At 56.7% G+C, this 15,584-nt stretch carries 15 protein-coding genes; 7 read left to right on the forward strand and 8 right to left on the reverse strand.

Features of this window, described 5'->3' with window-relative positions:
* Positions 1–446 precede the first annotated feature (446 nt).
* Complete coding sequence (locus DSD30_RS19335) at positions 447–1,805, forward strand: MATE family efflux transporter (protein WP_114011397.1); 1,359 nt, start codon at positions 447–449, stop codon at positions 1,803–1,805.
* 27 nt (positions 1,806–1,832) lie between these two features.
* Here the strand turns inward: DSD30_RS19335 and arsC are convergent, their stop codons facing one another.
* From arsC to DSD30_RS19350, 3 genes are all read right to left on the reverse strand, one after another.
* Entirely contained in the window at positions 1,833–2,177 is a 345-nt protein-coding gene (arsC, locus tag DSD30_RS19340; protein WP_114011473.1) for an arsenate reductase (glutaredoxin), read from the reverse strand.
* Between the two features lie 71 nt (positions 2,178–2,248).
* Positions 2,249–3,352 carry a quinone-dependent dihydroorotate dehydrogenase gene (locus tag DSD30_RS19345; RefSeq protein ID WP_114011398.1) on the reverse strand — a complete coding sequence of 368 codons (1,104 nt, stop codon included), beginning with the start codon at positions 3,350–3,352 and terminating at the stop codon, positions 2,249–2,251.
* A gap of 21 nt (positions 3,353–3,373) precedes the next feature.
* On the reverse strand, positions 3,374–3,733 hold the full coding sequence (locus tag DSD30_RS19350) for a DUF952 domain-containing protein (protein WP_114011399.1): 360 nt from the start codon (positions 3,731–3,733) through the stop codon (positions 3,374–3,376).
* A gap of 372 nt (positions 3,734–4,105) precedes the next feature.
* Here DSD30_RS19350 and DSD30_RS21925 point away from each other — a divergent pair, with 372 nt between their 5' ends.
* Both DSD30_RS21925 and DSD30_RS19365 read left to right on the forward strand, forming a co-directional pair.
* Positions 4,106–4,678 carry a helix-turn-helix transcriptional regulator gene (locus DSD30_RS21925; protein WP_245418549.1) on the forward strand — a complete coding sequence of 191 codons (573 nt, stop codon included), beginning with the start codon at positions 4,106–4,108 and terminating at the stop codon, positions 4,676–4,678.
* Positions 4,679–4,729: 51 nt separating this feature from the next.
* The gene (locus DSD30_RS19365) at positions 4,730–5,812 is read left to right on the forward strand and encodes a thermonuclease family protein (RefSeq protein WP_114011401.1); all 1,083 of its coding nucleotides are present in this window, start codon (positions 4,730–4,732) and stop codon (positions 5,810–5,812) included.
* A 108-nt stretch (positions 5,813–5,920) separates the two neighbouring features.
* Here DSD30_RS19365 and DSD30_RS19370 read toward each other — a convergent pair whose 3' ends face one another.
* From DSD30_RS19370 to DSD30_RS19380, 3 genes are all read right to left on the reverse strand, one after another.
* Positions 5,921–7,393, reverse strand: coding sequence for an alpha/beta hydrolase (locus DSD30_RS19370; protein WP_114011402.1), 1,473 nt, complete (start codon positions 7,391–7,393; stop codon positions 5,921–5,923).
* Between the two features lie 33 nt (positions 7,394–7,426).
* On the reverse strand, positions 7,427–9,049 hold the full coding sequence (locus DSD30_RS19375; RefSeq protein WP_114011403.1) for a lysine--tRNA ligase: 1,623 nt from the start codon (positions 9,047–9,049) through the stop codon (positions 7,427–7,429).
* Between the two features lie 208 nt (positions 9,050–9,257).
* On the reverse strand, positions 9,258–9,869 hold the full coding sequence (locus DSD30_RS19380) for a hypothetical protein (RefSeq protein ID WP_114011404.1): 612 nt from the start codon (positions 9,867–9,869) through the stop codon (positions 9,258–9,260).
* Between the two features lie 265 nt (positions 9,870–10,134).
* Here DSD30_RS19380 and DSD30_RS19385 point away from each other — a divergent pair, with 265 nt between their 5' ends.
* The 3 genes from DSD30_RS19385 to DSD30_RS19395 all read left to right on the forward strand — a co-directional run bounded on the left by DSD30_RS19385 (position 10,135) and on the right by DSD30_RS19395 (position 12,392).
* Positions 10,135–10,545 carry a tellurite resistance TerB family protein gene (locus tag DSD30_RS19385; RefSeq protein WP_114011405.1) on the forward strand — a complete coding sequence of 137 codons (411 nt, stop codon included), beginning with the start codon at positions 10,135–10,137 and terminating at the stop codon, positions 10,543–10,545.
* A gap of 339 nt (positions 10,546–10,884) precedes the next feature.
* Entirely contained in the window at positions 10,885–11,514 is a 630-nt protein-coding gene (locus DSD30_RS19390; protein WP_114011406.1) for a thymidine kinase, read from the forward strand.
* A gap of 161 nt (positions 11,515–11,675) precedes the next feature.
* Entirely contained in the window at positions 11,676–12,392 is a 717-nt protein-coding gene (locus tag DSD30_RS19395) for a DUF930 domain-containing protein (RefSeq protein WP_114011407.1), read from the forward strand.
* 42 nt (positions 12,393–12,434) lie between these two features.
* On the opposite strand, the gene DSD30_RS19400 is transcribed toward DSD30_RS19395, so the two are convergent.
* Positions 12,435–13,259, reverse strand: coding sequence for an alpha/beta family hydrolase (locus DSD30_RS19400; protein ID WP_198663061.1), 825 nt, complete (start codon positions 13,257–13,259; stop codon positions 12,435–12,437).
* 227 nt (positions 13,260–13,486) lie between these two features.
* Here DSD30_RS19400 and DSD30_RS19405 point away from each other — a divergent pair, with 227 nt between their 5' ends.
* Entirely contained in the window at positions 13,487–14,302 is an 816-nt protein-coding gene (locus DSD30_RS19405) for a sterol desaturase family protein (protein ID WP_198663062.1), read from the forward strand.
* Between the two features lie 19 nt (positions 14,303–14,321).
* On the opposite strand, the gene DSD30_RS19410 is transcribed toward DSD30_RS19405, so the two are convergent.
* Complete coding sequence (locus tag DSD30_RS19410; protein ID WP_157967783.1) at positions 14,322–15,416, reverse strand: transporter substrate-binding domain-containing protein; 1,095 nt, start codon at positions 15,414–15,416, stop codon at positions 14,322–14,324.
* Positions 15,417–15,584 lie beyond the last annotated feature (168 nt).

The following is a 15,584-nucleotide window of genomic DNA, read 5'->3' on the forward strand; positions in this document are numbered from 1 at the left end:
TTTAAGATGACTTTGGCGCGGGACTGAGCGATAGTCAGATCAACAGCAAAGACCAAGGGGCACAGGAAGCCTGCCGGGAGACCGGAAGGAGCCCAGCGGTCAACCGAGAGACGCAGCCAACCGGTCCGGCAGCCCTCTCAAGCGTCAAGCCCTCTCCCTCTGAGCCATCAGGGTCAAAAGGGTCCCCGCGCAAATAAATCGACCGCCATACGCTTGGTCCCGTATGGCGGTCGATTTGTTTTGGGGCCATGCTTTTTCATATTCCCATACGGCCTTTTACCATGTTACAGATGAGCGCTCTTTTTGGCCGCTTGGCCATGGTGGGCTGACATTGCTTTGCCAAAAGCCAACCTGTCGCACACCAGCCTGCCCTGTCTCATCTCATTCACCCGAACAATTCCCCCGTATGCCACCGCCCTTTTTGCCTCTTTTTGACCGGATTCAACATGACGCACGCTGCCAACGACCCGCGCTTTGCCTTTGACGTCACTCATCGCATGGTGCTTGCCATTGCGGTGCCGATGACCCTTGGGCTGGTGACCGTGCCGCTGGTGGGGATTGTCGACATGGCGGTGATCGGTCAGTTGGGCGACGCGGCGCTTATGGGGGGCATCGCGATTGGTGCCTTGTTGTTCGACATCGTTGCGGTGTCGTTCAATTTCTTGCGGATGGGAACAACAGGGCTGACCGCACAGGCCGTTGGAGCACAGGACCCGGTGTCCCAGCGTGCGGTGGCCTATCGTGCGCTGATGCTGGCCGTGCTGATCGGCATTCTGGTGATCCTGATAGGACCGCTCCTCATCCCTTGGGCACTGGCCGCCATGGGCGGTTCGGATGAGGTGAAGGCCGCCGCTCACACCTATCTGCTGATCCGGCTTTATGCGATGCCTTTCTCGCTGGCCAATTATGCGATCTTCGGCTGGCTGTTCGGTTTGGGCAAGTCGCGCACCGGGATGGTGCTGCTGATCCTGCTCAATAGCGTCAACATCCTGCTGACCGTCTGGTTCGTGCTGGGCCTTGGCATGAGTGTGTCCGGGGCTGCACTCGGCACCGTGGCGGGCGAAGTGGCCGCCGTTGTGATGGGGCTGGGGGTGATGGCCTATATGTTGCGCGACGACTGGCGGGTGTCTTTGCCACGGCTGCTCAACAAAGATGCTTTCCTGCGTTTCATGGCGCTCAACCGGGATATTTTCATCCGGTCGATGGTCATGCTGGTGACCTTTACTCTGTTCACTGCGCTGAGTGCCCGTCAGGGCGATACCACACTGGCCGCCAATGAACTGCTGCTGCATTATTTCATGTTTGGTGGCTTTTTCCTTGATGGCATCGCGATTGCCGCCGAGCAGTTGGGGGGACGGGCCATTGGAGCGCGTTATCGGCCGGCCTTTGACAAGACAGTCCGGTTAACGCTGATCTGGGGCTTCTGGCTAGGCGCGGGCCTGAGCGCCCTGATGTGGCTCTCTGGCGACGTGTTTATCGATTTCCTGACAACGGCCCCGGATGTCCGGCTTGTATCGCGGGACTATCTGCTTTGGGCTGCGCTGACCCCCTTTGTGGCAACGCTGGCCTTCCAGATGGACGGCATCTATATCGGGGCGACCTGGTCAGGCACCATGCGCAATGTGATGCTGGTGGCAACGACAATCTTCATTGCCGGGGCATTCGGGATGATGGAGTTGTTTGGCAATCACGGCCTGTGGCTGGCCCTGTTGGCTTTTCTGGCGGCAAGAGGCGCCGGGCTGTGGGCCTTGTTGCCCTCCTGCCGTGAAGGGAGCTTTGCGACTGCAAGTCCCCCAAGCCCGTAAAGCTGAGTTTTCTGAGGGCAAAAAGCTCTAGAGGATTGCCAGCACGGCCTCTGGTGGACGGCCAAGCGCTGCCTTGCCATCCTTGATGACAACCGGGCGTTCAATCAGCTTTGGATGCGCTGCCATCGCCTCGATGAGCGCGTCATCGTCCGTCACCTTTGCCAGTTCCAGCTCCTTGTAGAGTGCTTCCTTGGTGCGCATCAGAGCCCGTGGTTCAATGCCCAGCATGGCAAGCACGGCGCGCAGCTCATCGGCGCTGGGGGCGTCCTCAAGATAGGTCCGAATGATTGGAGCGGTCCCCTGTTCCTCGACGAGAGCGAGTGTCTGACGGGATTTGGAGCAGCGTGGATTGTGCCAGATGGTAAGGGTCATGATATCCTGTTCCCCAGAAGAAACAGCGAGCAGCAGCAACCCCGCCTGCCCGCCTTGTTGCTTGCCAGCTTTTATTGATCCATCGGGCGAGAGGCCCAGTCACTGACTGTTTCGCCCCGGATGTCCTCAAGGCTGGTGATGCCTCGCTCTTTCAGTTCGGCCGACATTTCCACCAGCATTGCAGCGGGCATGGATGCACCGCCATAGACCATGCCGGAATAGAATTGAACGAGGTTGGCTCCGGCGCGGATCTTTTCAAGGGCGGTCACCGCATCGGTGACACCACCGACACCAACCAGCGGCATGGCCTTGCCAACCCGCTCGCGGGTTTTGGCCAAAGCGATGGTTGCCTTGTTGAACAAAGGCGCACCGGACAGACCACCGGCTTCATCAATCTGCTTTCTGGATTTGAGCCGATCAGGACGATCAAGGGTCGTGTTGGAGACGATCATGCCATCGATGCCCCGGCCCACGGCGATGGAACAGATGTCATCGAGACCGAACTCATCGACATCGGGTGCGATTTTGACCAGCACTGGCACCTTGCGGCCAGCCTTCTCGATCTGCTTGTCCCGCTCACCCAGCACACGGGCGAGCAGTTCGTCGAGCGCCTCGCGACCTTGCAAATCGCGCAGCCCCGGTGTGTTGGGCGAGGAAATATTGACAGTCAGATAGGAGGCCACGTCGGCAAAGGCGGCCACACCCTTGACGTAATCTTCCGTGCGATCTTCGCTGTCCTTGTTCGCACCGATATTGACCCCGACGATGCCAGCCTTGCCTTTGCGGGCGGACAAACGACGATAGGCGGCTTCATGGCCCTGATTGTTGAAACCAAGACGATTGATCACCGCTTCGTCATCGATCAGGCGGAACATCCGCGGCTTCTGGTTGCCCGGTTGGGCGAGCGGGGTGATGGTGCCCACTTCGACAGCCCCGAAGCCCAGGCCGAGCAAGGCATCGGCCACTTCGGCATTCTTGTCAAAACCTGCCGCCATGCCAAGCGGGTTTGGGAAGGTCAAATCCCACAATTTCACCTCGAGGGCCGGATCGGGCGGCAGATCTACACCGCGCACCAGACCAAACCGCAGCGCCTTGATCGCCATGCCGTGGGCAGCCTCCGGATCAAGCAGAAACAGAGCCTTGCGTGTCAGTTTGTCACGTGTGGAATAGGACATGACAGGGTCTCCTCCTTGTTCTTATTCTTGAGGCAGTGGTGGAATTTCATGATAGCCCTCTTCATCCATCGGAAGAGAGAAAAGTTCAATCACGGCGTCCAACGGCAAGGGCGCATATAGGTGTGGGAACAAATCCCCTTTGCGGGCCGGTTCCCATTTTACCGGTTCGGCGATTTCCTCAAGCAGTTCGACCTGCACGACCAACAGCAGCAGCTTTTCGGTGTTGCGGAAATATTTGTGGGCGGTTTCCTCTACCTGCGCGGCGGTCGAGAAATGAATATAACCATCCTCGACATCCACCGGTGCGCCTTCAAACTGGCCCGCATTTAGCGCAGCTTCCCATTGCGCCTCGGTTGCCAACTTGTAAATCCACTTCGTCATCCGCCTGAGCCCAATCCTGATTTTGTTGTGTTTGCCTGTCTTTGTCCCTACGACACCTGAGCCGGTTGCGCAAAGACATTTTTTGACGCATCCCTCTCCATGCGTTCAGATCTCGACAAAGGAGCCATGGCTTGGGCCCAAAGACCCTGTTTTGCAAGGAATACGCGCATATGCGACGGGGGATCGAGCCAAGGGACAATGCGGCGCAAGGCAGCCATTCTGGTCAACGAGATGGTAATTTTTGCGTCTGTGAACATTTTGGATTAAGATTGCAAATAGGATGAACTCCTCTTAAGGTTGCAATCAAAACAAACTCTTCTTACGCGTGCATATTCATTTTATACTCTCAAGCATCGAGCGCAGGATGTCGTGATGCTATCTCATACAACTATATGGAGCGCAATTGACAGGCTCGCTTCTGAAAACAGCCTGACGGCCTCCGGTCTTGCACGCCTTGCAGGGCTGGACGCCACATCATTCAATCCGTCCAAGCGGTTCAAGCCGGATGGCCGACCACGCTGGCCCTCGACCGAGTCGATTTCCAAGGTGCTGGCTGCCACCGACACCAGTGTCGAGCAATTCTTCACCGGCAGTGAGCTGGAGGTGGCGCATCGGTCGCATGATCCCGCCTCGCACAGTGAGGCGGCTGAGTTGTCATCCTTGATGCCCTTGCCGCAGGATACAACCTTGTGGGAAGTGTCGGGGGGTGAATTTTATCCCTTCTACAAGGATGGCGCACAATTGCTGATCCTGAAAGGCGACGTGTTTGATGTCGGGGATCGGTTGATGGTCAAGACCAACTCGGATGATCTGTTGCTTGGCGATGTCAGCCAGACACGGTCACGCTCCTTCAGTCTGAGCATGATGCAGGATAGTGGGCGCGTTCGAACTTTCAGCGCAGGATCGGTGGATTGGGTTGCAAGAATTCTCTGGGCCAGCCAATAATGGGGCCTCAGCCCACCCCACACCCCTCTGGAACCGAAACAGACCCAAACGATGCCCCGTCGAGACGATACCGATCCTTATGCAGCCTTTGCACCGTCCCTGCCCAAATCCAAGGGCTGGCAGGCGCGCAGCAAACTGGTGCGGGGCATGGCCTTTTTTACCTTCACTCTGCTGTTGTCGGGGCTGGTCTTCTGGTTGCTGAATCTGGCATTTGGTCCCACGGATGCCTCGGATACGGCAGGATCGGCCAATTCCCCCGTCAAACCAGCCGAGATTGAACAATCGGCAATCAGACATGACGCCCCGAGCCAGACCGAGGCCGAGACCGAAAACGCGCAAGCAGAAGCCCCACCTGTCCCCAAGCTACAGGGCCCGGATGCCGGGCAGATCGTTGCCCCGCCTTCACGCAATGTGACCCCGAATTTTCAATTGTCGCCGCTGCATCAGGCCAAACCCTTGACCCGTGCCGTTGGCAAGGCCTTGCCACCACCACCCAAGCTGCCCCCTTTGCCGCTGATCTTCCGCAAAGTTGGCATTCTGGGTCCGAACAGGCTGGTTCTGATCACCAAGCAGCGCTCCCAAAGCGTGACCCTGTCGCATGTCACGATCCCGGATCCCAAGGCGCTTTGTTCCTTTGGTGGCCGCAAGGTGCCCTGCTACAAGATGGGCAAGACGGCGCTCAGCCGTTTCATTCGAGGGCGAGCGGTTGGATGTATCGGCTTGCAGGATGTGCAGGAGCGCACTGCCAAGGCCGGATCACAGACCGCGCAATGCTTCCTAGGCAGCGGATTGAAAAGCCGTCTGACAGGGGATGAGCAGGCGCGAGTCACCGATCTGGCTGCCTGGATGGTGCGCTATGGCTGGGTCGTGCCGGACGACGGTCAGTATCAGGAAGAATTGGCCGATGCCAAGCGGCTGAAACGGGGCCTTTATGCCCCTGCCCCGACCGCCGATGAAATGGAAGCCCTACGGCAGCAACAGGCAGAAAGCGAGGCCTTGGCGCTGGAAATTGACACTTCGGCCGCGGCGACCGTCAAGCAAGGTGAAACAGCCAAGGAAGACGAGCAAGATTTGTCGCTGTTTTCCGGGGACGTGCTTGCTCCGGATCAGGTTTCCGTGCCGGTGCTGCCATGATTGATGGGCGCGACCTTGGAGACGTGCGAAATAGAACCCGTTGGCAGGACGAGGCGCGGATGGCCCGCAAGGTAACCCGCTCCGCCTTCGCAGTGAACACCGGCGGGATTAGTTGCTGGCAGGGGCTGTTGGCCCTTCAAAGGCGATGGGCGGGCGCGTTGTGCACAGGTCCTTGACGTCCGAGGGTTTGGTGCCATCGAGGAACTGGGCCATCATTTCGCGCGCGCAAGGGACGCGCGACAGAATGTCGTGGCCCGCATAGGGCACGGTAAAGCGGGACGCATTGGCATAAAGCGCCTCAGTCTTCTTAACCGCATCGGGATTGACAATGGTATCAAGCGCGCCATTGAAAATCAGGATCGGCTTCTTCGTTGGCTTGGCCTTGTCCCAGTTCTTGGCCAGCGAGATGCCATGGTCACTGACCGCATCCAATTCCTTGCAAGCCGCGCGATAGAACAGGACACGCAAGGGCTGGGCCAGATCCTGAGGTGCCTGATCGGCAAGCCTGTCGATTTCCTCGGCGCAAAGAATGCTGAAATGCACCATCAAGCCAATGCCTTTCATATTTTGCGGCAAAGGCGATGGTGGCGTCCAGACTGCGTCTTTTTCCTGCGCCTCATCAAGGCTCGCGAGGGTCTTTTCAATGTCGGAAGGCACTTCGCCAACACGATGGCGGGCCAGCAATGCTTGCAGCCGTTTGCGATAAAGATTGGCATGGATGCTGGCAGGCAGGGGGTCATCCTGAGGCAGTTTGACATTGTGGATGGCGAAGGGAATGCGCTCCATGTCCCAATAAAGATTGGGGAAGTGGGTGCGACAGCCATCCTGTTCGTTGCACAGGTCCAGTGCCGCTTCGACCCGGCTGTAAGGATTCCAATCGAGAAAAACCGTGCCGACAAAGAGCGGACCGTTGAACAAGATCCTGTCGATGCCCTTCTCGTCCTTGTCGATCAGGCCCTGCGCCACCCGAGCCCCATAGGAGGTGGCAAGAATGGCCCATTTATCGATTTTGAGCGCATAGCGCAAGGCGCGATAGTCCTGAACGGCAAAGGCTGTGCTATAGTCAGAGCGCAGGTGGCCATCCAGTTCGGCTTGCTTGACGCATGCAGCCAGTTCGGGAATGAGGATCTGCTGCTCATCCCTCAAGGCATCCTTGCATCTCAATTGATCGGCCAGCGGACCGGTGCCGCGCTGATCCATCAGGATCAGTTCCCGATCCTGCCGAAAGGCCTTGAGATTGCTGGATAATTGTTTTTCCAGAAAGATGGCCGATTGGCCGGGCCCGCCAGCCAGCACCAGCAAGGGGGGCTTGGTCGCCGCCGCACCGAGCGGCGCAAAGCGCATCACCGGCAATTCCATGGTGCGATTGGAAATGTCATTCCAATCGGCTGGCACATGGAGAATGAAGCAGGCAGCATGCTCCCCTTCAATGCGCTCGCCAGGGCAGTCGATCGGTTCAAGCGGGGTGTGGCTGTCTTCCGCCTGCACAGGGCTTTGCAGCCCCCAAAGCAGACAGGCACCCAGCAACAGAAAAGCCGACAGGTGCTTGAAGACTATCTTGATCCTGTCGGCTTTCATCATTTCTATTCCCGGCTTTGGTCAGCGAAAGGCTGATCAGTTGGTCAGCAAGTCGCCCGCGACGCCTTTCTCGATCAGCGCTCGGGTGTTGTCGACCCCATAGAGCGCGACAAAGGAGCCAAAGCGCGGGCCCTGATCCTGACCCAGCAAGACCTGATAGAGCGCTTTGAACCAGTCACGCAGATTTTCGAAGCCATGATCCTTGCCCACCGCAAAGACGATGGTCTGCAGGGCCTCGGCATCGTGGCTTTCGTCGACGTCAGCCAGACGGGCCGCGAGATCGGTCATCGCAGCGGCTTCCTCTGGGGTGGCAGCACGGAAGACCTTCTTGGGCTTGACGAAATCCTCAAAGTAACGGATCGCATAACCGACCATCTCATCAAGCTTTGGATGGGTCTCTGCACTCGCACCCGGTGCATAACGGGAGATGAAGCCCCAGAGCACGTCCTTGTCATGGGCATTGGCCGCGCTCACCAGATTGAGCAACAGGGCAAAAGACAAAGGCATGTTGGCTTTTGGCGGCACGCCGGAATGGATGTGCCAGCTTGGATTGTTAAGCTGCTTATCGAGCTCTTCCTTCTCGATATTGCCGAGGAAAGTGAAATATTCGTCAACCGCTTTCGGGATCACATCGAAATAGAGCTTCTTCGCGGTTTTTGGTTTTTGATACATATAGAGCGACAGGCTTTCCGGTGAGGCATAGGTCAGCCATTCCTCGATCGTCAGGCCGTTGCCTTTCGATTTGGAAATTTTGGCACCCTTGTCATCGAGGAACAGCTCGTAGGACAGGCTCTCGGGCTGTGGCTTGCCAATGGCGCGACAGATTTTGGTCGACAGTTTCACACTATCAATCAGGTCCTTGCCGCTCATCTCATAAGCCACATCAAGGGCTGCCCAGCGCATCGCCCAGTCGGCCTTCCACTGGCACTTCACCGCCCCGCCGGTAACCGGAACCTTGACCTTCTCATTGGTTTCCGGATCGACATAGACCACAGTGCCTTCCGACACGTTGCGTTCAATCATCGGCACCTGCAGCACCTTGCCGGTGCGCGGGCAGACCGGCAGGAAGGGCGAATAGGTCGCCTGACGTTCCGCGCCAAGGGTCGGCAGGATGATGCCCATGATCTTGTCATAGACGTCGAGCATCCGCAGCAGGGTCTCGTCAAACTTGCCCGAGGTGTAATAGTCGGTCGAAGAGGCAAATTCATAATCGAAGCCGAACTGATCGAGGAAGGCGCAAAGCCGGGCATTGTTATGCTGGGCAAAGCCTACATGGGTGCCGAACGGATCGGGCACACGGGTCAGCGGCATGTCGAGATAGTTGGCCAGCATCTCCTGTTGCGGCACGTTGGACGGCACCTTGCGGAAGCCGTCCATATCGTCGGAGAAGCAAAGCAGACGGGTTTTCACCTCATCGCGGGTCAGGGCGCGGAAGGCAGTGCGGACCATCGAGGTGCGGGCCACTTCGCCAAAGGTGCCGATATGCGGCAGGCCGGACGGGCCATAGCCGGTTTCGAACAGCACTTCATCCGGCATGCCCGACTTCTGGTAGCGTTTGACCAGCTTTCGTGCCTCTTCAAACGGCCAGGCTTTGGACGTTGTGGCTGCATCGACGAGAGCATCGGTCAGCGCGAGCGGAAGGGCAGTCTGCGAAGTCATTTTCTATTTCCCTGAAAAGTCCCGGTTGGCGCAGCCATCAATGCAACGCCGTCATAATGGGATTCATAATCGTCTTGAAAGAACAAACCGCCTGCCCGACCGGCAGACGGCAAGGGCTGTTCTAGCTGATTGAACCCGACAAGGAAAGGCCAATTTGCGGTCCATTCCACCCCCGCACCCCCAAATCACAATGGAATCAGTGACAGCTTCACTGGGGTTTGGGCAAATCGAGATCGGGCGCGGCTTCGATCATTTGGGTGGTCTTGCTTTCGAAATTGTCCGCCTTCATGTGATAGAAGGCCTTGGCGATGAAGCCCGTATCCGAATTGACCCAGTATTTGTGGTGGTTTTCGGTTTTGAAACTGCCAGATGCACTATAGGTGCCAGCCACAGTCTCGTGCATCACGCCGTCAAGCTCTTGCTCACCACAGCTTGCATCGCGCGCGGTTTGCAGATTGGCCTGCATTTGCTCTTTGGCTGCCTTGGCATTGGCAACACTGTCGACATCTCGCACCTTGTCCCAGCTTTGCCCCTTGTCTTTGGAACTATACATCCCGTTGTTATAGGTCAGCGTCCATTGCATGTTGGCCGGTTCGATCATTTCTGACATCCAATGGCCCGGTTCGGCCTGATAGAAATAGTTTGTCGATGTCATGCCACCGACAATTTCCTGCTCAACATGAATTTTGACAGGCCCGTCTCCATTGCCTTTCACAAGCAACATTTTGAAGCGATCCAAACAGTTATCGGCATGGGCCAGCGCCGGCAAAAGGCTCAACAGCGACGTGACAAGGGCAATCTTGGTGGTGGCAACAGACATTGGAATGATCCGTGAATGAATAGAGGCATATGAACTTTTCCGTATTTCCGTCATTTTGCCAGAATTGCCGTTCTGTGCAAGCGGTTTGCATCTTCGCCGGGGTTCACACTTCTTGGAAAGACAGGCTCTTCTTGGAAATTGCCATGAATAGTGGCAAAAATCCTGACTGGCCGCTTGATCCCGTGCGATGTGGTGCCTAAATTCGGAGCTGAGTAATTTTGGTCCGGAACCCTTTTTTTGCCGGGCGCACCTACAGGAAAATGCAATGACCAAAACCGTTTCTCCCGAAGAAGCCCTCATCTATGTGATGGTTTCCACATCGGCTGCAGACCGGACCATGACCGATTCAGAGCTTTTGAAAATCGGGGAAGAAGTCCAGACACTGCCGGTTTTCAAGGAATTTGAAGATAGCCGCCTCATTCAGGTGTCCCGCGATTGTTCGGAATTGCTGGCCGAAGGTGGCATCGATCTGGTCTTGCAGATCGTTCGCGCCAGCCTGCCGGAACGTCTGCGCGAAACCGCTTACGCGCTTGCCGTGGAAGTGGCTGCCGCCGATTTTCAGGTCGATCAGGACGAGTTGCAGTTCCTGCTTCTGCTGCGCGACGAGCTGGAGCTTGATCGCCTGCATGTGGGGGCGATTGAACACAGCGCGCGGGTTCGCTACCGTAAGAGATGATCAACGATCGCCAATCTCTGGCACATTAACCCTGTCAGAGGCTTTGGTTGCGCATTCCTTGTCAAAATAGACAATATAGGCTACAATTATGGCCATATTCTATCGTTTGCGTAAACCAATCAGATTGACATTGCTGGGGGCCCTCTGGGCCCTTTTTCTTTGCCTGCCTTATGCCTGCCGACACTCGGACGCTGCCTCTTTCCGGCATGCGTGTCGTTGCGGGCATCCACATTCGGGCAGATGATTTGCCATCTGGCGGCGGTTCCATCTTGCCTTATCTGCCTTGCGCCTTTAGCAAGAGATCACTTCGTCTTCGACCTGTGTCTGTTGGAGCCTGTCATGGCCAAACTCTATTTCACCTATTCTGCGATGAATGCAGGCAAATCGACCTTGCTGTTGCAGGCATCCTACAACTATGTGGAACGGGGCATGCGGACGCTGCTTTACACGGCAGCCTTGGACAACCGGACGCGCGTCGGTGAAATCTCTTCGCGGATCGGCCTGAAGGCGGAAGCCTTCATCTTTGGCGAAGAAACCAACCTGTTCGACCATGTTACCGGGCAATTTGACGTTGAGAGTGGCAAGGGAAAGCCCGACTGTCTGTTTTTTGATGAAGCGCAATTTCTGACAGAAGATCAAGTCTGGCATCTGTGTCGGGTGGCGGACGAATTGAAAATTCCGGTCATGTGTTATGGGCTGCGCACGGATTTTCAGGGCAAGCTGTTTCCCGGCTCGCAGCATTTGCTGGCTTTGGCCGATGAGCTGCGCGAGGCCCGTACCATCTGCTGGTGTGGCAAGAAGGCCTCGATGGTGGTGCGGATCGACGGCAATGGCAAGGTGATTGAAGAAGGCGAACAGGTGGTGATCGGCGGCGAAGAGGCCTATGTCTCGCTCTGTCGCAAGCATTGGGCCGAGAAGGATCTGGGAGACAAGGACCGCTCCGACCCACAAGGCAAGTTCAATCTCTAGATGTTGCCCGCCCTGAATGACACGGCCTCGCAGGGCACACCCTGCGACATATTATCCCCACTGTCCTTTGACTTGTCCCTATCCCGTTTGTGCCGCAATCCGTCTATAACATTTGGAAACCCTGATCCCCATTGCTGACGCAGCGGCGTTGGCAGAGCTGCATGCGGCCCGAGCCTTTGAACCGACCGACCTTGACCATCGACCGCCAGGAGACGGTTCGCCTGAAGATATGGTATCTCAGGACGGGCCATCTGAGCCTGTGCGTCTCGCTGCTACTGCATGGGCTGGCAGGGCTGGTTTTGCTTTCGATCATGCCAAAGCTGCTCGAAGATGTGGTGACGATTGACGAGATCGAGGTGGAGATCATCCCGCCGAGTGCCCTACCCAAACCGAGCGGCATTCCACCGCTGGATCCTCTCGATCAGCCACGCGATCCGGCGGCGGACGCAGCAAGGCGTTTCCAGTCAGGCGATGGCATGATCAGGCCGGAGCAGCTATTGTCTCGCTCGCTATTGGATGCGCCGGAAAATGCCGAAGGGCGGGCAGCCTATGACAGCATGACCGGCGGCGAACAGCGCGACCAGCTTTGCAATCTCGAAGTGCTCGAACAGATCAAGGCTCTGGGAAAAGGCCATGTGCCACTTTGGATGAATGCCTTTGCCATCCGCCCGGTGGTCTATGAAGGCAAGCGGATGATTGCCAATGGTGCAGCCTTCTTTAGCAACGAAAAATGGCATCGGGTCAAGTTTGAATGCGAATTGTCCGACGATGGCAAAAGCATCGTCGATTTCGCCTTCCAGATCGGGGTCATCGTGCCACGCGACGACTGGGACCGTTATGGTCTGACCCCCGTAAACGGACTGGCTCCCGGCCACTGATCCCTTATCACAACATGATGCGCCAAACCGATCCCTCGAGGCTTACGCCTCGTCCAGATCCTCGTCTTCGTCATCTTCTGGCTTGTCGAACTCGAAAGTCAGGACCGGTGGATTGGCAGCAAAGCCAGCGGCCAGCTCAGCCGCATGGAGCATGTTGCTTTTCATGGTGGCTTCGGATTTACCGGTCGGGCCCAGATCGTGGCTGCCATTGGTGATCCATTCCAGCGTCACCTGCTGCGGCAGATCGATGGCGTCGATCTCGTCCCACCAGCCAAAATCATCGCGCTCACCCTGACAGATAAGGATCGGCAGCAGGCTTTTCTCCAGCGGCTCCAGACGCCAATGCTCTGGCTCGGACTTGCCAATCGGATGGAATGGATAGCCGAACACCACAACACCCTTGACCGCCAGATTGAGGTCTTCTTCGTTGGCCAACATCGCGGCAACCCGGCCACCCATGCTCTTGCCACCAATCAGCAGCGGCAGCTCATCCCAGTCCTTGTTCCAGTTTTCGCCCTCAAGCAACTCGTCCACGGCACGGAAATAATGGTGGGTCCAGCGCTCGGCGCGGCCCGAAGGACGCCTTTTGCCATCGACACGGCGGCGCGCCATATAGGAAAATTCGAAGCGAACGACGACAATGCCATTGTCATTGAGCATGGCGGCGATGCGTTCCATGAAGGAAGAATCCATCGGAGCACCTGACCCATGGGCCAGCATCAGCACGGCCTTTGGCTTTCCTTCCGGCTCGGTGATCAGGAAATCAAAGGGGCTATCGGCAGTGATGGGGCTTGGATTGGAGGTCTGGGGATTGGAGGCCTGGGGAGTGGAGGCCTGTGCATCGGTGGACTGGTCAGACTCGGTCATGGCATTGCGCTCGCTTGAGATCGGTAGGGTGGGCGCCTTCCTATCAGTTTCAAAGGCAAAGTCCAAGCCTTTTGCACGTTCATATGCGCAGGAAGGGGTCGACAGTGTCACGACAATGTGACGCAATGCCCCATAAATGCCATTTGCCCAAAGGGATTGGGGTCCCTATAGATGCATAAAGTTGAATTTATCAATACTGCCTTGGCAGTCAAAAGTGAGCCTTTCCCATGCAGGATACCTTGTTCGTCGCCTTCGGTCTTGATGACAACCAGATGCGGCTGGCCATTTTCCTTGGCACCTTCCTTGTTATGGCGCTGTTGGAGTGGGTTTTGCCAAAACGTGACAAGGCTCTGCCGACGGGGCGCCGCTGGCTAACCAATTGGGGCATTGTGATCCTCGACAGTGTCTTGGTGCGGCTGGTGATGCCGATCCTGCCCATCGGGGTGGCGCTTTATGCCGGTGAACAGGGGTGGGGATTGCTCAACTGGCTGACCATTCCGGGCTGGCTCAGCATTCTGATTGCTTTTGTTGTGCTCGATTTCGCCATCTGGCTACAGCATCTGATTTCCCATGTGGTGCCGATTTTCTGGCGGCTGCATCAGGTGCATCATGCGGATCGGGACATCGACGTCTCGACGGCGCTGAGATTTCATCCGATTGAAATCCTGCTGTCGCTGGTCTGGAAATTTGGCTGGGTGCTGTTGCTGGGCGCTCCGGCTTTGGCCGTGTTTTTGTTCGAAGCGGTGCTGAATGCGGCCGCTTTGTTCAATCATGCCAATGTGAAGCTGCCTGTCGGGCTGGATCGCCTGTTGCGACTGGTGGTGGTGACGCCGGACATGCATCGGGTGCATCATTCGGTGGTACCGCAAGAGACCAACTCAAATTACGGTTTCAATCTCTCGATCTGGGATCGGCTGTTCGGCACCTATATTGCCCAGCCACAAGCCGGGCATGATGCCATGGTGATTGGTCTCAATCCCTATCAGAGCGACAAGCCGGGACAGTTCATCTGGTCGATCCTGTTGCCCTTCCGCAATCGGTAACCCGGAAAGACGGCAAGGCTCAGTCCTTGGCGGCGTAGATATCGACTGCGAAGTGGCTGGCATAAAGTTCTGCCAACCGGCCCTTCTGGGCGAGGCGCAACAGCCCATAATTCAGCAAGGTACGAATGCCGGTCCGATCCCGGCCATAGGCAATCGACATGCCTTCGCCGAAGAAGTGGGCGTCATAATAGGGCTTGCCAGCGAAAGCGATGCCGTCTTGTTCATCCGTGACGAGAGGCAACAGCTGGAACGCATCGCCGAAGATCGACTGAACCTTGCCCTCTTCCAGCAATTGACGCGCGACCGCCATATCGGTAACGGGCACCCGATTGACCTTGGGGAAGTAGGTGCGCAAGTAAGCCTCATGGGCAGACCCGCCGCGCACGGCCACCGGGACAGCATCCATCCCTGTCTTGTCGAGTTTCAAGAGTGTGCCGGTTTTGCGAACAAAGCGCCCCGGTCGCTTGAGATAGACCTTGGTGAAAGCCAGTTTGTCCTGAACCGCCTGCTGATTGGCGATGCCGGCAATCGCTGCGTCGGCGCGACCATCGGAAATCAGGGTCGGGATTTCCTCGAAGGCGACCAGCTTGAGGGTGCAAGCAATGTTCAGCTCCTCACAGAGTGCGCGCACCAGCTCGACATGATAGCCCTGAGGCAGATCCTCCTCCCCTCGATAATTGAAGGGTGGGAAGTCATCGGTGGTCAACAAACGCAACCCCTGATCGAGCAGGTCCTGATCAGGCTGTTTCGGACGCTCTCGCACATCAATGAAGCTGGTGAAGCCGGCATTGACCCATTGGTGTGATCCAATGGGACCATCAATCTGCTGATTGCGGCCACGGCGGCTCAGAATGTTGGTGGTTTCATTGCCCCCCTCGTCCTGCTCTTCATCCAGCGCGTTGACAGTCGGATCTTCCGGCTCCTCCTGCTGGGCATTTGCCTGTATGGATCCCAGACTTGCTGTCGCGAGGCAGAGCACAAAAAGAAGAGAGACACGGGCGCCTGAGCGCGAAATTGCGCGTCGGGACCGCAACTTCTGACGATATTCTTCGAAAAATGCAAGAATATCGTGAATAATACCACCCTGTGTTGTATGAAGTTGCGTATCCTTCATTGAAATTGCGAAACCCCTATGCCACTCTTTCAGGTAGTGTTGCTCTTGTCCAATATTCATCTGCCAAGAGCAAGCAAAGCTGACTTTAGACCTTAATTTAATCGTTTGATCACTGACACCAAAATGAATTTGCTCCGCACATTTCAGCGCATCACGCGCGGACCCTTG

The organism is Cohaesibacter intestini (assembly GCF_003324485.1).
In the GTDB taxonomy this organism is placed as follows: domain Bacteria; phylum Pseudomonadota; class Alphaproteobacteria; order Rhizobiales; family Cohaesibacteraceae; genus Cohaesibacter; species Cohaesibacter intestini.